At 67.6% G+C, this 18,735-nt stretch carries 16 protein-coding genes; 9 read left to right on the forward strand and 7 right to left on the reverse strand.

The window, feature by feature from the left end; all coding sequences use genetic code 11:
• The 4 genes from OXH60_01065 to OXH60_01080 form a co-directional block, all read right to left on the reverse strand.
• Positions 1-345: methyltransferase type 11 (locus OXH60_01065; GenBank protein MDE0710709.1), on the reverse strand; the 345-nt coding region annotated here is incomplete at its 3' end.
• A 19-nt stretch (positions 346-364) separates the two neighbouring features.
• Entirely contained in the window at positions 365-766 is a 402-nt protein-coding gene (locus OXH60_01070) for a carboxymuconolactone decarboxylase family protein (protein ID MDE0710710.1), read from the reverse strand.
• 29 nt (positions 767-795) lie between these two features.
• On the reverse strand, positions 796-2,163 hold the full coding sequence (locus OXH60_01075) for an aspartate aminotransferase family protein (GenBank protein MDE0710711.1): 1,368 nt from the start codon (positions 2,161-2,163) through the stop codon (positions 796-798).
• Positions 2,164-2,386: 223 nt separating this feature from the next.
• Entirely contained in the window at positions 2,387-3,160 is a 774-nt protein-coding gene (locus tag OXH60_01080) for an SDR family oxidoreductase (protein MDE0710712.1), read from the reverse strand.
• Positions 3,161-3,552: 392 nt separating this feature from the next.
• Between OXH60_01080 and OXH60_01085 the strand changes: the two genes are divergently transcribed.
• The 4 genes from OXH60_01085 to OXH60_01100 all read left to right on the forward strand — a co-directional run bounded on the left by OXH60_01085 (position 3,553) and on the right by OXH60_01100 (position 7,670).
• Complete coding sequence (locus OXH60_01085) at positions 3,553-4,155, forward strand: DUF899 family protein (GenBank protein ID MDE0710713.1); 603 nt, start codon at positions 3,553-3,555, stop codon at positions 4,153-4,155.
• Positions 4,156-4,372: 217 nt separating this feature from the next.
• Complete coding sequence (locus OXH60_01090; protein ID MDE0710714.1) at positions 4,373-5,851, forward strand: acyl--CoA ligase; 1,479 nt, start codon at positions 4,373-4,375, stop codon at positions 5,849-5,851.
• A complete protein-coding gene (locus OXH60_01095) occupies positions 5,848-6,834 on the forward strand; it encodes a 2-dehydropantoate 2-reductase (GenBank protein MDE0710715.1) in 987 nt (328 codons plus the stop codon). Before OXH60_01090 ends, OXH60_01095 begins: the two co-directional genes overlap by 4 nt.
• Before the next feature lie 92 nt (positions 6,835-6,926).
• Positions 6,927-7,670 carry a methyltransferase domain-containing protein gene (locus tag OXH60_01100; protein MDE0710716.1) on the forward strand — a complete coding sequence of 248 codons (744 nt, stop codon included), beginning with the start codon at positions 6,927-6,929 and terminating at the stop codon, positions 7,668-7,670.
• A gap of 99 nt (positions 7,671-7,769) precedes the next feature.
• Here the strand turns inward: OXH60_01100 and OXH60_01105 are convergent, their stop codons facing one another.
• Together OXH60_01105 and argJ are read right to left on the reverse strand one after the other, a co-directional pair.
• Positions 7,770-8,195 (reverse strand): (deoxy)nucleoside triphosphate pyrophosphohydrolase, encoded by a 426-nt coding sequence (locus OXH60_01105; protein MDE0710717.1) that lies wholly within the window; start codon positions 8,193-8,195, stop codon positions 7,770-7,772.
• On the reverse strand, positions 8,176-9,411 hold the full coding sequence (argJ, locus tag OXH60_01110; GenBank protein MDE0710718.1) for a bifunctional glutamate N-acetyltransferase/amino-acid acetyltransferase ArgJ: 1,236 nt from the start codon (positions 9,409-9,411) through the stop codon (positions 8,176-8,178). Before argJ ends, OXH60_01105 begins: the two co-directional genes overlap by 20 nt.
• A 375-nt stretch (positions 9,412-9,786) precedes the next feature.
• Here argJ and secA point away from each other — a divergent pair, with 375 nt between their 5' ends.
• The gene (secA, locus tag OXH60_01115) at positions 9,787-12,420 is read left to right on the forward strand and encodes a preprotein translocase subunit SecA (GenBank protein MDE0710719.1); all 2,634 of its coding nucleotides are present in this window, start codon (positions 9,787-9,789) and stop codon (positions 12,418-12,420) included.
• On the opposite strand, the gene ubiG is transcribed toward secA, so the two are convergent.
• Positions 12,417-13,169: a bifunctional 2-polyprenyl-6-hydroxyphenol methylase/3-demethylubiquinol 3-O-methyltransferase UbiG gene (ubiG, locus tag OXH60_01120; GenBank protein MDE0710720.1), complete on the reverse strand. Its 753-nt coding sequence runs from the start codon at positions 13,167-13,169 to the stop codon at positions 12,417-12,419. The genes secA and ubiG overlap by 4 nt on opposite strands.
• Before the next feature lie 178 nt (positions 13,170-13,347).
• Here ubiG and OXH60_01125 point away from each other — a divergent pair, with 178 nt between their 5' ends.
• The 4 genes from OXH60_01125 to ispG all read left to right on the forward strand — a co-directional run bounded on the left by OXH60_01125 (position 13,348) and on the right by ispG (position 18,734).
• Positions 13,348-14,568: an aspartate kinase gene (locus OXH60_01125; GenBank protein ID MDE0710721.1), complete on the forward strand. Its 1,221-nt coding sequence runs from the start codon at positions 13,348-13,350 to the stop codon at positions 14,566-14,568.
• A 96-nt stretch (positions 14,569-14,664) separates the two neighbouring features.
• Complete coding sequence (locus OXH60_01130) at positions 14,665-16,932, forward strand: GAF domain-containing protein (GenBank protein ID MDE0710722.1); 2,268 nt, start codon at positions 14,665-14,667, stop codon at positions 16,930-16,932.
• A gap of 123 nt (positions 16,933-17,055) precedes the next feature.
• Positions 17,056-17,622: a helix-turn-helix domain-containing protein gene (locus tag OXH60_01135; protein ID MDE0710723.1), complete on the forward strand. Its 567-nt coding sequence runs from the start codon at positions 17,056-17,058 to the stop codon at positions 17,620-17,622.
• Positions 17,622-18,734: a flavodoxin-dependent (E)-4-hydroxy-3-methylbut-2-enyl-diphosphate synthase gene (gene ispG, locus OXH60_01140; protein MDE0710724.1), complete on the forward strand. Its 1,113-nt coding sequence runs from the start codon at positions 17,622-17,624 to the stop codon at positions 18,732-18,734. The genes OXH60_01135 and ispG overlap by 1 nt, the downstream gene beginning before the upstream one ends.
• The last annotated feature ends 1 nt before the right edge of the window (position 18,735 follow it).

The following is an 18,735-nucleotide window of genomic DNA, read 5'->3' on the forward strand; positions in this document are numbered from 1 at the left end:
GCGCCACACGTCGCGGAGCACGGCCGCCTCATCCTCCGCGTTCTCCAGGGTGTGCAGCAACAAGACCCGGTCGAACACGCTGTCAGCGACGGGCAGCGCCTCCGGCTCGACCCCGACCCGCAAGTGCCGCGATGTGGCGTCGCGCTCCGGAACGCCCGGATGCAGCCCCACCACCCGGTCAGCATCGGTCGCCAGCCCGGCGAGGGCGGCGCCGGTGGGTCCAAGTACCGCGACTCGAAGCCCGCGGTAGTCGCTCCAGCCCGCCTCCACCGCGGCGATCAGGAGGCGCGCCGCCTCCGAACCCCGCGGCGTCCGGTAAAAGCGAGCCGTCGCGTCCGGCGACACCAGCCTGCCTGTTGTACCCCTACGGAGCTACCTTGAACCCTTCGTCGACCGGCACTTGGTAGCCGTTGACAAGCGCATTCGTCTGGTTGGCCATGCCCGCAACGGCCAGCAGCTCGCCGATCATCGCTTCAGTCGCGCCCAGCTTGCGGGCGGCGGCGGTATGCGAGTGAACGCAGTATTCGCACGCATTGGTCGCGCTGACCGCCAAGTACACGAGTTCCTTGACCAGCGGGTCGAGCGCCCCCTCTCCCATCACCTCCTTGAGCGACTCCCAGGTCCGCTCCAGGGTCGGCGGATGGTTGGCCAGCGCCTTCCAGAAGTTGTTAACCCGCTTGAGGTTACGGGTCTTCATGATGTCGTCGAAGACGGCCTGAACCTCGGCCGGTGCATCCTCGTACTCGATCAGTGGAACGGTTGCCATGATGACTGTCCTCGCGCCGGGAACCGAACTCAGTCCGTCGCTTCGATGGCCGAACGGAGCGTCGCAAACAGGAGGTCGATCTCTGCGCCGGAGATGATCAGCGGCGGCGAGACCGCAATCGTGTCTTGCGTGTAGCGCACCAGCACTCCCGCCTCGTAGCAACGCATGAACACCTCGCGCGCGCGCTCACCGGGGGCTCCCTCACGGGATTGCAGTTCGACGCCGACCATGAAACCGAGATTGCGGACGTCCACGACGTGCTCGAGGGAATCGAGCGTGTGCGCTGCCTCTTCGAAGGGGAGGGCCTTGGCGGCCGCTCCCTCGAAGATCTCTTCGTCTCGGTACAGGTCCAACGTCGCCAACGCTGCGGCGCAGGCAAGCGGATGCCCAGAATACGTATACCCGTGGAACAGTTCGATGATGTTCTCCGGGCCCGTCATCAGGGCATCGTGAATCGGCTTGCGCACCCCGACGGCGCCCATCGGGACGGTCGCGTTGGTCAGTCCCTTGGCGATGGTCATGAGATCCGGCTGGATGCCGAACCGATCAGCGGCGAACGCCGCGCCCAAGCGCCCGAAGCCGCAGATCACTTCGTCGAAGATCAGCAGGATTCCGTGGTCATCACAATGGGCCCGAAGGCGTTCCAGGTATCCGATCGGCGGGACCAGAACTCCGGTGGAGCCGGCGACGGGCTCGACGATCACGGCGGCGATGCGCTCCGCTCCGTGCCGCTCGATGATCTCCAGCAGTGCGTCGGCCCGCTCGGCCCCGTGCTCCGGCTGGCCGCGGCTGAAGGCGTTGCGGTCGGGAAGATGCGTGTCCGGCAGGTGATCGACCGCCGTCAGCAGGTTGGGGAACTGCCGCTGGTTTGCCGCAATTCCGCCGACCGAGAGGCCGCCGAAGTTGACCCCGTGGTAACCCCGTTGGCGCCCGACCAGGATGGTGCGCTCGGTGTCGCCTCGCGCCTGGTGGTAGGCCAGCGCGATCTTGAGGGCAGTGTCCACTGACTCCGACCCGGAATTCGTGAAGAACACGTGATCCATGTCGCCGGGAAGGAGCTCGCGCAGGCGACTGGCGAGCAGGAACGTCTTCGGGTGGCTCATCTGGAAGGCGGTCGCGTAGTCGAGTTCCGCGACCTGGCGCTGGACCGCTTCCACGATTTGCCGGCGACAGTGGCCGGCGTTGACGGCCCAGAGGCCGGCGGAGCCGTCAAGGACCCGCCGACCGTCCGTGGTCCGGTAATACATTCCTTCAGCGGCTTGCAGCAAACGGGGCGCGCGCTTGAACTGGCGATTCGCCGTGAACGGAAGCCAGTAGGCATCGAGATCGTTTGGAGCAACCGCTTCCGAGGAGGGCGTCTCGGAGAAGGTGTGCACAAGCTTGGGGACGATGCTCATGGGAGTTCTCGCAGTGTTGATCCCGTCATTCTAGGCCTCCCGTCCACGCCCGCGCAGGCGGGCCCCGCTGGACGGGGACAGCTGCGAGCATTCGGTCGTCAATTCCGGAACTTACATGACGTCGACGGGTGACGAGGGATCGGCTTTCCCGGTCGCGTTCCGCCCCGTCGGTGTCTCTCGCCGGGCGTTCCGCCTAGGCGACCGGCGGCCCTTGCAGCTGCGTCTACACGACGGCTGCCATGCCGCCGTCAAGGTTGATCGCGGTGCCGGTGATGTAGGCGGCTCGATCGGATACCAGGAACGCGACCAGATCGGCGTATTCCGCCTCTTCTCCGATGCGGCCAAGCGGCACGGACGCCGACAGCTCCTGATAGAGCTCCTCGACAGGCCGCCCGGCGGCGCGCCGGACCCACTGCTCGCTCTTCAGCAACCCGATGCAGATGGTGTTGACGCGGATCTGGTCGGCCGCGTACTCGTTGGCCAGCGACTTGGTCAGGTTGATGCCGGCGGCCCGGGAAACGCTGGTCGGCAACGCGCGCGCCAGTGGCGCCTTGCCGCCGACGATTGTCGCGTTGACGATGCTCCCACCGCCACGTGCGCGCATGATCGGCACCACAAGCCTGCACACGCGCACTGCCCCCATCACCTTGAGATCAAGGTCTTCCTGCCAAGCTGCGTCGTCCACTTCCTCCAGCGATGCGGCAGCCGACTTGCCGGCGTTGTTGACCGCGATGTCAACGCCGCCGAAGCGGTCCACGGCCGCCCCGACAAACCGTTCAATGTCGGCGGCCTTCGACACGTCGGCAGGTACTGCAAGGACCTCGGATCCGGTCGTGGCGGCAATCGTTTCGGCGACGTCGCTGAGATGTGCCTCCCGGCGCGCGCAGATTGCCACCTTGCAGCCCTCCGCCGCCAGCTTTTCCGCGGTCGCGCGGCCCAACCCGTCGCTCCCGCCGGTAATGATTGCAACACGATCTTTGAGTCCCAGTTCAAGCATCCCGCTTGCTCCCTTGCAGCAGCACCCTCCGGCCGGCTCACGGATCCGACGGGTCAGGCCAGCGGCCCGCAGTCCTACCCCAGAGATGGGTGAGCCCACAAGGCCGCGGGCGCACAGCGATGCCGTGAAACGCCGACCCCGCCCCGGCTGGTACCATTCTGGACGACGTCTGCGGACGGTGACGGGAACGCCGCCACGGGAGCGGGGCGGGGGCACACGGCCCGTGTGCCTCGCGCCGACGCCGGGCGCGTTGGCCGGCAGGCGGCCTCCCGTCGAGAGGGGGCACGGCGGTCAAAGCCAGCATCGCGATCGCAAGGCGCCATGGTGCGCGGGGATTGCCCCATCACGTGAAGGGTGACGGAATGATCCCGAACAACGGAAAGGGCTTGGCAATGGCACAGGACAAGATCGTCGAACTCGAGCGGAAGATCTGGGAGCTGACGAGCGAACTCACCGCATTGCGCAAGGCGGGCTCGGATACGCCCGTTCCGGACTACAACTTTCAGACCCAAGAAGGAGAAGCGACCCTGCGCGACCTGTTCGGCGGTCGCGACAAACTGCTCGCCATCCACAACATGGGCCAAGGCTGCCGCTACTGCACATTGTGGGCTGACGGGTTCAACGGCCTGCTGCCGCATCTGGAGTCGGCGATGGCTGTGGTCTTGGTGTCGAAGGATCCGCCGGAAGTCCAGCGGAAGCTCGCCAATGCGCGGGGCTGGCGTTTCCGACTCGCCTCCCACGGCGGCGGCAACTACATCAGCGAGCAAGGCGTCGCGAAGGGTGGCGACAACGACCCTGGCGCCGTGTTGTATCAGCGCGATGGCGACACGATCCTGCGCAGGAACGCGTGCGTGTTTGGCCCAGGCGACTTGTACTGCGCGCTGTGGGGGCTGCTTGGGCTGGCGGGGTTGGACGCCTCCGACTGGACACCCCAATTCAATTACTGGCAGCGTCCCGCGCAGCTCGACGACGGCGGCAAGGACGTGCTGGACTGAGAAGATCCGCTGGGAGCGGGCGCGCCCGCCCGCGCGAGACCGATGGCGAAGCGCCTGGTCCCGAACCGCGGAAATTAGTCAGGCAGGCCGGCGGTGCGGTTTCGCGGGAGCCGGCATTGCGCGCGATTCGATGACGGCGAGCCTAGTCCCGGACGTGTGCCCCTATGCTTGAACCATGAACCCACCGTGCGCAGTGACGGCCCTTTTGGCCAGCGGCATGAGTGACGGGCCGGCGCTCGTCGAGCCGGGTCGCGCGACCATCACGTACAACGACTTGCAGCAGTTGATCGCGGCCACCCGCGCCGAGCTGCACAGGTGCGGCATCGGACGGGGGATGCGGATCGCGCTCCAGCTGGGCAACGGGCCCGTCATGGCGACGGCGTTCCTGGCCGCCAGCGCCACCGGGACCGCCGCCCCCCTCAACCCGGCGCTTCGCCGGGAGGAATGCGACTTCTACCTCGCCGATACCAGGGCGGCGGCGCTGATCGCCGAAGCCGGGGCGGACGGTCCCGCGGTCGCGGCAGCGGAAGCACTCGACATCCCGGTGATCCGTGTGCACGCGGATGTGGCCACGGCCGGCGGGTTTCGCGTGGAAGGCCCGGACGGTGCCGTCCCTCCCGACCGGGCGCCCGCAACGTTCGACGATATCGCGCTGCTGCTGCATACGTCGGGCACGACGGCGCGGCCGAAGCTAGTGCCCCTGACGCACGCGAACCTGCAGGCGTCCGCCCGCAATATCGCCGGCACCCTGGAACTCACGTCCGGAGACCGCTGCCTGAACGTGATGCCACTCTTTCACATCCATGGCCTTGTCGCCTGTCTTGCCGCGCCGTTGGCCGCCGGTGGATCAGTGGTCGTGCCGCCGGGATTTGATGCGTTCTCCTTTTTTCGCTGGCTCACCGACGCGGCTCCGACTTGGTACTCCGCAGTGCCGACGATGCACCAGGCGATCCTCACGCGTGCCGCACGGAACCGGGCCGCCATCGGCGACAGCCCGCTGCGCTTCATCCGCTCGAGCAGCGCCTCCCTGCCCCCGATCGTCATGACCGAGCTGGAGGAGACTTTCGGGGTACCGGTGATCGAAAGCTACGGGATGACCGAGGCGGCCCACCAGATGGCCTCGAACCCGCTGCCGCCGGCAGTCCGGAAGCCGGGCTCCGTGGGCGTGGCCGCGGGACCGGACGTCGCCATCATGGATCCGGACGGTACCCTGTTGGCGCGCGGAACCGTCGGCGAAGTGGTGATCCGCGGCTCCAACGTCACGGCCGGTTATCTCGAGCGCCCCGAAGCCAACGCCGAAGCGTTCACCGACGGGTGGTTCAGGACCGGTGACCTCGGACGGCTAGACGACGACGGCTACCTGTTCCTCGAAGGCCGGATCAAGGAAATCGTCAATCGTGGCGGCGAAAAGATCAGTCCGCGCGAAATCGACGAGGCCCTGCTGGCGCATCCTGACGTGGCGCAGGCGGTCGCGTTTGCGGTGCCGCACCCCAAGCTCGGCGAAGATCTTGCGGCGGCGGTCGTTGCCGCCGACGGCAGGGAGCCGACACCGGAGGAACTCCGGCAGTTCGTCGCCGAACGCGTGGCGGCGTTCAAGGTGCCGCGAAAGGTGCTGATCGTCGACGAGATTCCCAAGGGACCAACCGGCAAGCTGCAGCGAATCGGGCTCGCCAAGCAGCTCGGGCTCGGATCGTGAAGGTCTGCGTCTTTGGGGCAGGCGCCATCGGCGGCCTCGTGGGCGCCCGGCTCGCGCGGAACGGTGTCGATGTCTCGTTGATCGCCCGGGGGCCCCACCTCGCGGCCATGCGCGAACGCGGCTTGCGGTGCAGCGGGATCGACCCCGACGACGATTTCACCGTGCAGCTTCCGGCGACGGACGATCCGGCCGAACTCGGGGTCCAAGACATCGTGTTCGTGGGCCTGAAGGCGCACTCGGCGGCCGAAGCCGCCGGAACGATGACCCCGCTCCTCGGTCCCAACACGGCCGTGGTGCCGGCCGTCAACGGCTTTCCGTGGTGGTACTTCCACGGGTTCGGTGATCCGTACGAGGGACACCAGGTCCATGCCGTCGACCCTGGGAGCGCGCAGTGGAATGCGATTGGTCCCGACCGGGTGGTGGGCTGCGTGGTGTATCCCGCGGCAGACCTGCCGGCCCCCGGCCACGTGCGCCATACCGAGGGCACCCGCATGCTGGTCGGAGAGCCCGACGGCGCGGTCAGCGACCGCGCCCGGGTCATTGGACGCATGCTAACCGAGGCTGGCTTCAGGGCGCCGGTTCGCCGCAACCTGCGGGGCGACGTCTGGATGAAACTCTGGGGCAACCTCGCCTTCAACCCGGTCAGCGCCCTTACGGGCGGGACGCTGGAGGAGCTCGCCGCTGATCCGGCAGTACGCGGCGTCATCCGGGCGATGATGTTGGAAGGCGAGCACGTCGCGAATGCGCTTGGCGTCAAGTTCCCGCTCGACATCGAGACCCGGATCGATGGCGCTGGCGCCGTCGGTCCGCACAAGTCCTCGACGCTGCAGGACCTGGAACAGGGTCGGCCACTCGAAATTGACGCCCTGACCCTTGCCGTCTCCGAAGTCGGGAAATTGGTCGGGGTCGAGACACCGACGATCGACCTTGTCTACGCCCTAGTCCGGCAGCGTGCAGTCACAAAGGGATGCATGCCGGCGTGAGTGCCGCTGGTCGCCCGCCGACCGCCTCGTCCAAGGTCCCGCAACTCTTCGACCGACGGGCGGTGCGGCGACGCCTGGCGCGGAGCGCACGCATGGAACCGCCCGACCTGCTCGGTGCTTCGGCCCGGACGCTCCTGGAGCGGCTCGACGAATTCCAGCATTCGCCGAAAGCATGCCTCCTGCTGGGTGCCCGTCACCGCTCGCTGGTCCACGCTGTCCGCCGTCACGCCCGGATCGATCACCTGACCGTCCTCGCCCCGGACGCCGTCGGCGCGGTCGCCACGCCAGCAGAAACCGTCGTCGGCGACGAGGAACTCCTTCCCTTCGCCGCCGAAGCCTTTGATGCGGTGCTGGCGCCACTAGCGTTGCATCGGGTGAATGACCTCCCCGGCACCTTCGTCCAAATTCGTCGCATTCTCCGCCCCGGCGGGTTGTTCCTGGCTTCGCTCCCCGCAGAGGAAACGCTGCGTGAACTCAGAGAGGTCCTGCTGGAGGCCGAAGCGACCACCACCGGTGGGGCAGCACTCCGGGTACCGCCGTTCGCCGATGTGCAGACGTTGGGCAACTTGCTGCCGCGGGCCGGATTCGCCACGCCCGTCGCCGACATCGACCGGCAACAGCTCGGTTTCCGAAGCGTGGGCATCCTGCTGCGGACGTTGGCCCGCGCCGGAGAGCGGGGCGGGCTGCGCACGTCGGTGGAGGGCCGTCTCGAGCGGCCGACGTTCCTGGAGGCAAGCCGTCTCTACGAGGCGCGTTACCCGCAGCCCGGCGGCGGCATCACCGCATCGCTGGATCTCGTGACGTTGACGGGCCGGGTGCCGCCAGAGCCGCGCTAGGCGGCCGGTTGCGGTGCCGGCTCGTGGCATCGGCTCAACGCTTGCGCCGCTGTGCGGTATGGCTGACGGCAGGTCGCCGGGGTCATGCCCCGGATGATGTCAGGCGGACAGCAGGGCCCTGAGGTGCGGAGTCAGCGGTTGGTCGGCAGCCGGCATCGCCAGCGTGTCGAGCTGGGCCGTCGACACCCACGCCAGTTCCTGCAGCTCGCGCGGCCTAGGCTCCCCGACCCAGCGGCGCAGGACAAACACGGGCATCAGGAGATGCATGGCGTCGTACCCGTGGCTCGCGAAGGTCAGCGGCTCTAGGTCAACCGGCTCCGCCACCAGGCCGAGCTCCTCCGCCAGTTCCCGCACCAGGGCAGCCTCTGGCGTCTCCCCATGTTCGACCTTGCCGCCGGGCAACTCCCAGAGCCCGGCCATCGGCTTCCCGGGAGGACGGCGCGTCACCAAGAGCCGCGACTCGGCGTTCACCAGTGCTCCGGCAACCACCAACACCAGCGGCAGATCAGCTCCGGTAGTCGGCATTGATAGCGATGTATCCGTGCGTGAGGTCGCAGGTCCAGACCGTGGCGTCCGCCGTTCCGGCCCCCAGGGACACCTCTAGGGAAATCTCGGAACCCTGCATGTGGTGGGCCACGGGCGCTTCATCGTAGCCGGGCACGACACTGCCGCCGCGCGCAACGGGGATGCCGCCGATGCTGATCCCGACGCGCTCAGCCCGCACGGGCACGCCAGCCTTGCCCACTGCCATCACGATACGTCCCCAGTTTGCGTCTTCCCCCGCGACCGCGGTCTTCACCAGCGGCGAATTGGCTATGGAGAACGCCACGGCGCGCGCATGGGCCTGACGAGTGGCATCCCGGACCGTCACCGTCACCAGCTTGGTGGCGCCTTCGCCGTCCCGGACGATCTGGCGGGCCAGATCAGCCATCACGCCCTCCAACGCCTCGCGGAACGCGTCGAGCCGAGCATCGCCCGCCGATTCGATGGGTGTCTCGGCCGGCGCCGCACGGGTCGCGAACAAGGCGCACGTGTCGCTCGTGGACGTGTCGCTGTCGACGGTGATGGAATTGAACGTCCGGTCCGTCAGCGGGCCCAGCAGGTGGTCGAGGACGTGGCCCGGGAGATCCGCATCGGTGAACACGAAGGCGAGCATGGTCCCCATGTCGGGCGCAATCATCCCCGAGCCCTTCGCGATGCCGCCAATGGTCACCCGGCGCCCGTCGATGCTGGTCTCCGCACACGCTCCCTTCGGGAACGTGTCCGTCGTCATGATCGCTTCTGCGGCGGCTTCCCAACCCGCTTCGCCGCCCCCGGCAGCGATCGTCGGCACGGCCTTCACGATTTCCGGCAACGGCAGCGGCTCACCGATGACCCCGGTCGACGCCACGTAGACCTCGTGCGGCTTGCAGCCGAGGACGTCGGCGACGGCTTCGGCCGTGGCCCGCACCGCGGCGCGGCCCGGCTGGCCGGTGAAGGCATTGGCGTTGCCCGAATTCACCACCAGGCCGCGGGCCCGTCGATGACGCCGCACCCGCTTGCACCAGAGCACCGCCGGCGAAGCCGTGCGCGACCGGGTCAGGCGTACGGCGGCGGTCGCGGCTTCTGGCAGGCTGGCGATCAGCAGGTCGTTCCGCCCCGGCGTGCGAATGCCGCAGTGGCCCGACGCGAGGACGACGCCCGGAATCTCCGGCATGTCGGGGAAGCGCGGCGGGGCGAGAGGGGCGCGTTCAGACATCACATCAACCGAGCGGCAGCCCGAGCACGGGGTTCTGGCTCGGCAACGCCCTCGCGGAACGAATGCCCTTCCGGGTTTCCGGACGCCATCGACACGCGCCGAGCGGGCGCGCATTGTAGGGGCTCGCGTGGCGGAATCCGAAAACATGTTACGATCAAGGCCGCCTGCGACGGGTTCGGTTCGGCCCGGGTACAGGCAGGACAGGATGGGGACTTCCGTCTTCCGTGGCAGCGGTAGAACGCGGGGTGAAACCCCGGGTAGCCGAAGCAGTGCCTTCGCGCGCCGCCGGAACGGTATCGGAAGTCGCTCCTGACGGTCCTATATAGGTCCCCATCGAAAGCTGTTGCCGGGGCGCGCGCTCCCCCGGAAAAGGCCGCAATGTTAGGTGCCGTTGCCCAGCGCATCTTCGGGACACCGAACGAGCGCACACTTCGCAAGTACCGCCAGGCTGTCGAGCACATCAATACGCTCGAGGCCGATGCGCGCGCCTGCACCGACGAGGCCCTGCGGGCACGCACCGGCCAGTTCCGCGAACGGCTCGACGGCGGTGAATCCCTCGACGATCTCCTGCCCGAGGCGTTTGCCACCGTCCGCGAGGCGGCGCAGCGGGCACTCGGACAACGCCCCTTCGACGTGCAGCTCATCGGCGGCATCGTGCTCCACCAGGGGAGCATCGCCGAGATGAAGACCGGCGAAGGAAAGACGCTCGTCGCGACGCTGCCCGCGTACCTCAATGCGCTCGCCGGGAGCGTCCACATCGTGACCGTCAACGATTACCTGGCACGCCGGGATGCCGGCTGGATGGGCGCAATCTACAACTTCCTCGGGCTCGAGGTCGGCTGCATCGTTCCGGGCCTCAACGACGAGGAACGCCGGGCCGCCTATCGTGCCGACATCACCTACGGCACCAACAACGAGTTCGGGTTCGACTACCTCCGCGACAACATGAAGCACCGGCTAGCCGACATGGTTCAGCGGCCGTTTCTGTTTGCGATCGTCGACGAGGTCGACAGCATCCTGATCGACGAAGCCCGCACGCCCCTGATCATCTCGGGCCCGGCCGAGGACACATCCGAGCTCTATCGCGGGGTCGACCGGGTGATCCCGGGCCTCCGGCCCGAGGACTACGAGGTCGACGAGAAGTCGCGGGCCGCCTCGTTCACCGAGACCGGCAGCCAGCACGTGGAGGAGCTTGCCCGAGCGGCCGGGCTGATAAAGGACGGGGGTCTCTACGATCCTGACAACGTGAGCGTCCTGCACCATCTGCATCAGGCACTGCGGGCGCACCTGCTGTTCCAGCGAGACCGCGACTACATCGTCCGCAACGGCGAAGTGGTGATCATCGACGAGTTCACCGGTCGGATGATGGAGGGGCGGCGGTATTCCGACGGCCTGCACCAGGCGATCGAGGCCAAGGAGCGGGTGGAGGTCAAGCGCGAGAACCAGACCTTCGCGTCGGTCACGTTCCAGAACTATTTCCGCCTCTATCCGAAACTTTCCGGCATGACCGGAACGGCCGTCACCGAGGCCAGCGAATTCGGCCAGATCTACGGCGTGGATGTCGTCGAGGTACCGACCCACCGCACCATGATCCGCGAGGATTGCGACGACGAGGTGTACCGGACGGCCGCCGAGAAATGGGCGGCGATCTCCGACGAGATCCGGGCCGCCCGCACCCGCCAACAGCCAGTCCTGGTCGGCACTACGAGCATCGAGAAATCCGAGGATCTGTCCAAGCGCCTGAAAAAGGCCAAGATTCCCCACCAGGTCCTGAATGCCCGCTATCACGAACGCGAGGCCGCCATCATCGCGCAGGCCGGCGTCCCGGGCACGGTGACCATCGCGACCAACATGGCCGGTCGCGGCACCGACATTCAGCTCGGCGGCAACCTGGAAATGCGCTTGGCCGCCGTCACCGACGACGACGGTCATGTGGACGAGAAGCGGGTGGAGGCGATCACGACGGAGATCGAATCCGCCAAGCAGCAGGCGCTATCCGCTGGCGGCCTCTATGTGCTGGGCACCGAACGGCACGAGAGCCGCCGCATCGACAACCAGCTTCGGGGCCGCTCCGGCCGCCAGGGCGATCCCGGAATGTCGAAGTTCTTCCTGTCGCTGGAAGACGACCTGATGCGAATTTTCGGCGGCGAACGGCTGGACAACATGCTGTCCCGCCTTGGCCTGGAGGACGGTGAGGCAATCGTCCACCCCTGGGTCAACCGCGCCATCGAGAAGGCGCAGGTGAAGGTCGAGCAGCGCAACTTCGAGATCCGCAAGAACCTGCTGAAGTTCGATGACGTGATGAACGAGCAGCGAAAAGTGATCTACGAGCAGCGGCGCGAGCTCATGGAGGGGGGCGACGTCTCCGACACGGTCGTCGACATGCGGCGGGACATCGTCGAGGAGTTGCTCGAGCGGTTTGTGCCGTCGAAGGCCTACGCCGAACAGTGGGAAATCGAGCCGCTCACGCGGGCCCTGCGCATGCTGTCGGGCCTGACGCTGCCGATCGCGGAGTGGGCGGCGGCCGAGGGAGCCGACGAGGACACGCTGCGAGGCCAGATCAACGAAGCTTTGGATGCGCACATGGCAACCCAGGAAACCCGGATCGGCGCCGACGTCTTCCGGACCCTGGAAAAGCAGCTGCTGTTGCAGATCCTCGACGGCCTCTGGAAGGAGCACCTGCAGGCCCTGGAGCATCTGCGCCAGGGCATCGGCCTCCGCGCCTACGGTCAGCGTGACCCGTTGAACGAATACAAGCGCGAAGCGTTCGAACTCTTCGACCGCATGCTGAACGCCATGCGCCACACGCTCACCCGGATTCTCCTGTCATTTCCCGTGGAGCAGATGCAGGCGCGCGCCGCTCCACCGCCGCCACCGCTGGCGCCCGCCGAGAGGGTCCCGGCGACAGCACAGGCCGGCGGCCCGCTCCGCTCGCGGCGCCGCGTGGGGCGGAACGATCCCTGCCCGTGTGGCTCGGGCCGCAAGTACAAGCATTGTCACGGGCGGGCCTAGCCGGGGCGGACGGCGGCCAAGATGTAGTTCACCGACACGTCGTCGCTGACCTCCCAGCCCCTGTCAAGCGCACGGTAGCTCAATCCCCGAATCGCCGTCACCTGCAAGCCTTCCGCCTCGAGCGGGCCCGCAAATTCGGACGGCCGGACAAACTGCGAGAACCGGTGCGTGCCGCGCGGCAGCAGTCCCAGGACGTACTCCGCACCCACGATGGCCTTGGCCAGCGCCGCGAGAGTCCGGTTCAGCGTGGATCCGACGAGCACACCGCCGGGCGCCAGGCATGCCGCCGCCTGGCGCAGGAACGCCGTCGGGTCCGGAACATGCTCCACCACCTCAAGCGCGGTCACCAGGTCGAACCTGCGGCGCCGCGAGGCTAGGTCGGCCAGCGACGAGTCCCGGTAGTCGATCTCCAGCCCTTCGACGGCAGCGTGGCGGCGCGCCACCTCCAGCTGGGATGACGCCGCGTCGATCGCGGTCACGCGCGCGCCCATGCGGGCCAGCGGCTCGGCCACCAGGCCCGCGCCACAGCCGATGTCGAGCGCCCGTACGCGGCGAAGCGGAGCGCGCCCACGGCCATCCGAACCTCGGGTCGCGGTGACCTGATCGCGGATGAATGCGAGCCGCGCCGGGTTCATGGCGTGGAGCGGTGCCATGGGGCCATTCGGGTCCCACCACTCGGCCGCAAGCTTGTCGAAGCGAGCGATTTCGTCCGGATCGACGTCGACGGACGATGCGTCGGCACGGGCCATGATGGACTCCACTGCAGGATTCCTCTTCCTGTCGGCACTCGCAGCCACAGCAGGAGTCGAATCCGCGCCCGTACTATGCCATTTTCTGACGATGCGGCCCCGCATGCGGACTCGGCCGTCTCCATGACAACACTGGTCCGGACCGCGGGAACCGCGGCACCCGGCGGGTCCGGCGCAGATGGCACGCATCGTCTTCAAGTTCGGCGGAACTTCCGTTTCGGACGTGGCGCACGTTCGGCGGGTAGCGGCCCGCGTCGTCAAGGCCTTTCGGGCCGGCGACGAAGCCGCGGTGGTGGTATCGGCAATGGCCGGGACGACGGATCAGCTGGACTACTGGACGCGCGAGATCGGCGGCATGATGGACGCGCGCGAGTACGACACCGTCGTTGCCGCCGGCGAGCAGATCACCGCCGGCCTGATGGCGCTGGCGCTCCAGTCGGAAGGATTGATGGCCCGATCGTGGCTGGGATGGCAACTGCCAATCGAAACCGACGACGCCCATGCCCGCGCCCGCATTCGTCACATTCATGCCGCCGAGATCGAAGACCGGCTTGCCCGCCGTGAAATCCCGGTGTTGGCGGGCTTCCAGGGCATCGCATCGACCGGCCGCATCACGACCCTCGGACGGGGCGGCTCAGATACCTCCGCGGTGGCCATCGCCGCGGCCCTCAACGCCGACCGGTGCGACATCTACACGGATGTCGAGGGGGTGTTTACCGCCGATCCGAGGATTGTCCCGTCGGCAAAGCGGATTGAACGCATTGCCTACGAGGAAATGGTCGAACTGGCCTCGCTCGGCGCGCGGGTCCTGGAGACCCGGGCAGTCGAAATGGCCATGCGCAACAGCGTGAGCGTCCAGGTACGCTCAAGCTTCCACGACACGCCCGGCACGCTGCTGGTGGACGAGGACGAGATCATGGAACAGGACGTAGTCACCGGGGTCACGTACAGCCGTGACGAAGCCAAGCTCACGCTGACGGGCGTTCACGACAAGCCGGGCGTCTCAGCCAGCATCTTCGGGCCGCTCGCGGCGGAAGGCGTGAACGTCGACATGATCGTGCAGTCGGGCTCGCACGGGGGGGAACGGATCAACTACACGTTCACCGTCGTCGAGCGGGACATGGAGCGCGCAGTCCGCGCCATCGAGGACGCCCGGAACGAGATCGGGTTCGATTCGATCGTGGCCGACGCGAATGTCGCCAAGGTCTCGATCGTGGGGCTGGGCATGCGCACCCGACCCGGCGTCGCGCAGACCATGTTCGCGACGCTGGCCGAACGCGGCATCAATCTCCAGGTCATCTCCACCTCGGAACTGAAGATCAGCGTGCTCATCGACGAGACTGCGACCGAGGAAGCCGTTCGTGCCTTGCACGCTGCCTACGGGCTCGATTCCGCGTAGCACGCCCCTGCCGGCGCACGACCGGCGAATCAAGGGCACAATGGGCCTCCTGCCATGACCGGGATCGGGCGTTCCGACACGCCGAGGAGGTCAGCCATGCCAACGCCGCCCGCGCCGCTCGAACCGCGCCGCCTCCTGGCCCGCGTGCAGAAGATCATGGGCGGCCGGAGATCGGCCAATGCCCGCCTCGGGCAGGTGGTTCGGGAAGTGGCCGAGGCGATGGGCTCGGACGTGTGCTCATGCTACCTCCGTCGGGCCGGCAACCTGCTGGAGCTGTTCGCCACCCAGGGTCTTGACCGCCGGGCGGTCCACCGAACCCGGCTGCGCCTGGGCGAAGGACTGGTCGGCGCGGTCGCTGCCCGTGGGGAACCCCTGGTGATCGAGGATGCGCCCTCGCATCCCCGCTTCGCTTTTCGGCCGGAGACCGGCGAGGAACCGTTCCATGCGTTCCTGGGCGTGCCGCTGCTGCGCGGCGGGCGATCGGTCGGGGTGCTCGTCATCCAGAGCCGTGATACCCGCTCCTACGTCGACGCCGACGTCGAGACGCTGCAAACCGTGGCCACAGTGCTGGCCGACCTCGTCAGCCGCGAGCGCCTCGTGGACCCGGTGGAACTGGCCGAGGTCAGCGGGAACGTCATGCTCCCCCGTCGGTTCCAGGGAACACCTCTGGCGGGCGGGGTCGGGCTCGGTCAGGTCGTCCATCACGGCCCGGCGACGGCGTCACGCAACACGGTCGCCGAGGATCCCGACGTCGAGCGGGCGCGGCTGCGCACCGCGATCGCCGAACTGACCGCCGATCTCGACCACATGGCCGCTACCGTTGAATCGACGGGCGGCCGGGTCGAACGCGAGATCCTCGACGCCTTTCGGCTGTTCGTGGCCAGTTCCGGCTGGATTCGCCGCATGCACGAGCATGTCGAAGCGGGATTGACGGCAGACGGCGCGGTCATCCAGGTGCAGGAGGAGACGCGCGCCCGCATGCTGCATTTGCCGGACGCCTACCTCCGCGAGCGTCTCGCCGACTTCGATGACCTGGCCAACCGCCTGCGCTCCCTGCTGGCCAATGACAGCGAGCGTGAACCCTATCCGGAAGACGTCGTGGTGGTGGCTCGCGAAATCGGGCCGGCCGCCCTGCTGGAGTACGGGATCGAGCGAATCCGGGGACTGGTGCTGGAAGGCGGTTCCCCGTCCATGCACGTCTCCATTCTCGCGCGCAGCCTCGGCATTCCTGTCGTCGGGCAGGTGCGGGAGGCGACGCTGCATTGCGAGGAGGCTACTCTCCTCGCCCTGAACGGTGATTCCGGCGAAGTGTTCATCGACCCGCCGGAAGACGTGTTGGAACAGTTCCGAAGCCTGCTGCGGGCCGGCACCGCCGACGCCGAGTGGCACGAGCAGATTCGCCTGTTCCCGCCAACCACCCTCGACGGGGTCTCGGTCTCCCTGCAGATCAACGCGGGGTTTGCCGCGGACGCGGACCAGATCGTGGCCACCGGCGCTGACGGCATCGGATTGTACCGCACTGAGCTGTCGTTCCTGCTGCAGCGCACGCATCTTGATGCGGACCGGCAGGAGGCGCTCTACAGCGAAGTGCTGAGGCGCGCGGCCGGCCATCCGGTGACATTCCGCACGCTGGATCTCGGCGGCGACAAACGCATCGACTCTCTCGAGACCTACCGGCACGGAGCCCGCAACCCGGCGCTGGGGTGGCGCGGGGTCCGGACAGCGTTCGACCAGCCGCAACTCCTCAAGGAACAGCTCCGCGCGCTGCTCCGCGCGCACGCGGGCCGGCCCATGCGCGTGATGTTCCCGATGGTGGCCAACGGGACGGATCTCGAACGCGCGCGCGCGGTGCTGAAGCACGCGCTGGCCGCCCACAAGACAGACGGCGGCGTCCCCCCCGATCGCCTGCAGGTCGGGGTCATGATCGAGGTGCCGGCGCTCGTCTGGCAGGCCGGAACCGTCCTGCGCGACGTCGATTTCGTATCCGTGGGGACCAACGACTTTACGGCGTTCCTGTACGCCCGGGACCGGGGCGATCCGGTACTGACCCAGCGGTACCCGTTCCTGTCGGGTCCGCCGCTGACCGCGCTCCGAACCCTGGTCAAGAGCGCCCGCCACCGGAACGTCGAGTTGTCGGTCTGCGGGGAGGTGGCTGGCCAGCCGCTGGCCGCCCTGGCCCTGATCGCCATCGGCGTGCGCAGCCTGTCCATGAGCCCGGCATCGGTCGGTCCCGTCAAGACCGCCATCCGGAGCTTCTGGATGGGGAAAGCCGAGTCTTACCTGAAACGGCTCATCCGCACCTCTCCCGGTAACTTCCGGCCCCAGTTTCAGAATTTTGTGCGGGACCACGGAGTTCGCATCTAGTTCCCGGCTGCTGTATGCTGACGCACTGCCACGGGCGGCGCCCGTCGAGATGCAGGGCAGCGAATGCTCCTGCGCGGCGGCCGTTGCATGTGAATATGGGTGACTGGGCCGCGATCGGTCGTTATGCCGGTAATTTCCCCCGCCGTAGTTTCAAATCAGCTCCAACTGCGGCTGCCCCGGACCCCCTCGACAGCAATCGGAAACAAGCTCGCGCATGCGGGCGACCTGCTGCGGAGCACGCGGGAACAGCTCGGCCTTTCCCTGGCCGAGGTGAACCGCGACCTGCGTATATCCCGAACCCAGCTCGCTTACATGGAGGCAGGGGAATTCGAACGAATCTCCTCTGTCCCCGCGCTTCGCGACGGCCACGTGCGCACGTACGCGCTGTACCTCGGCGTTGACCTGCAGCCGATCATGGATGCCGTGCACAGCCAGGCCGGAGACGACGCAGCCGCGGAGCACGAACCCCTCTATCCGCCGCCGCCGCGCCGCAACCCTCTGGCCTACGTGATGATGGGCATTTCGCTGGTCATCCTGGTCCTCTTGATCATGGCGTGGGACCGCTTGTCGACGGTGGAAGCCTACTTGCCGGCGGACGGCGTCGAAGCCGCCGGCCTTGAAGCGCCCACGGCGACCGTACCGTCAAGCTCGCTGCAACGAATAGGGATACAGAGCGAGTTCAGAGAGTGATTTCTCCCGGCCAAGCAAGTGCGCCACCCGAACGTCGTCGCTCGCGCGCTATCAAGGTGGGGCCGGTAACGGTCGGCGGGGACGCGCCGATCTCCGTTCAATCGATGACCAACACCCCGACGGCGGACGCTGCTGCCACGCTGGCGCAGGTCAAGGCGCTCGCCACTGCCGGTGCCGACATAGTCCGGGTTTCGTGCCCCGACGAGCCGTCGACCGAAGCGCTTCGGACCATCGTCCGTGACTCCCCTGTCCCCATCGTCGCGGACATCCACTTCCACTATCGCCGCGCCATCGAGGCGGCCGAAGCCGGGGCTGCGTGCCTGCGGGTCAATCCGGGAAACATCGGCGGCCGCGAACGAGTTGGGGAAGTCGTGCGGGCAGCCCGCGATCACGGGTGCTCCATCCGGATCGGCGTGAACGCCGGATCGCTCGAGCGCGACCTGCTGGAGCGATACCACGAACCGACGGCACCAGCCATGGTCGAGAGTGCGATGCGGCACGCGGCCATGCTGGAAGACCAGCAATTCTTCGACTACAAAATCAGCGCCAAGGCGTCGAGCGTCCGCCTTGCGGTGGAAGCCTATCGCGCCCTGGCCGAGGCCACCGACGCGCCATTGCACTTGGGGATCACCGAATCCGGAGGTCGCGACACGGGCTCCGTGCGATCGGCGGTTGGCCTCGGCATGCTGCTGGCCGACGGCATCGGCGACACGATCCGCGTCTCGTTGTCGGCGGACCCGGTAGAAGAGGTTCGTGTCGGCAACGAGATTCTCAAGTCGCTCGGCCTCCGGCACCGGGGTGTGACGGTGATCGCCTGTCCGAGTTGCGCCCGCCAGCAGTTTCCCGTCATCGACACGGTCCGCCGCATCGAGGAACGACTGCAGCACATCGCGCAGCCAATCACGGTGTCCATCATCGGCTGTGTGGTCAACGGTCCGGGGGAAGCCCGCACCTCCGATGTCGGCGTGACCGGCGGCGGCCGTGGGGTGCACCAGCTGTACGTCGACGGGGAACCGCACACCCGGCTTCAGGGTGACGACTTCGTCGAACATGTGGCCCAGCTAGTGGAGGAGCGCGCACGAGTTCTTGAAGACCATGCCGCAAAAGCCTGAG

This window comes from Rhodospirillales bacterium (assembly GCA_028824295.1).
Lineage (GTDB): Bacteria > Pseudomonadota > Alphaproteobacteria > TMED109 > TMED109 > VXPW01.

Coding starts and splice junctions, on each gene's coding strand:
- OXH60_01100 (MDE0710716.1), top strand. CDS start 6,927: ATGGAACCGCCCGACCTGCTCGGTGCTTCGGCCCGGACGCTCCTGGAG.
- OXH60_01125 (MDE0710721.1), top strand. CDS start 13,348: ATGGCACGCATCGTCTTCAAGTTCGGCGGAACTTCCGTTTCGGACGTG.
- ubiG (MDE0710720.1), bottom strand. CDS start 13,169: ATGGCCCGTGCCGACGCATCGTCCGTCGACGTCGATCCGGACGAAATC.
- OXH60_01130 (MDE0710722.1), top strand. CDS start 14,665: ATGCCAACGCCGCCCGCGCCGCTCGAACCGCGCCGCCTCCTGGCCCGC.
- OXH60_01080 (MDE0710712.1), bottom strand. CDS start 3,160: ATGCTTGAACTGGGACTCAAAGATCGTGTTGCAATCATTACCGGCGGG.
- secA (MDE0710719.1), top strand. CDS start 9,787: ATGTTAGGTGCCGTTGCCCAGCGCATCTTCGGGACACCGAACGAGCGC.
- OXH60_01090 (MDE0710714.1), top strand. CDS start 4,373: ATGAGTGACGGGCCGGCGCTCGTCGAGCCGGGTCGCGCGACCATCACG.
- OXH60_01105 (MDE0710717.1), bottom strand. CDS start 8,195: ATGCCGACTACCGGAGCTGATCTGCCGCTGGTGTTGGTGGTTGCCGGA.
- OXH60_01075 (MDE0710711.1), bottom strand. CDS start 2,163: ATGAGCATCGTCCCCAAGCTTGTGCACACCTTCTCCGAGACGCCCTCC.
- OXH60_01085 (MDE0710713.1), top strand. CDS start 3,553: ATGGCACAGGACAAGATCGTCGAACTCGAGCGGAAGATCTGGGAGCTG.
- OXH60_01070 (MDE0710710.1), bottom strand. CDS start 766: ATGGCAACCGTTCCACTGATCGAGTACGAGGATGCACCGGCCGAGGTT.
- OXH60_01135 (MDE0710723.1), top strand. CDS start 17,056: ATGCCGGTAATTTCCCCCGCCGTAGTTTCAAATCAGCTCCAACTGCGG.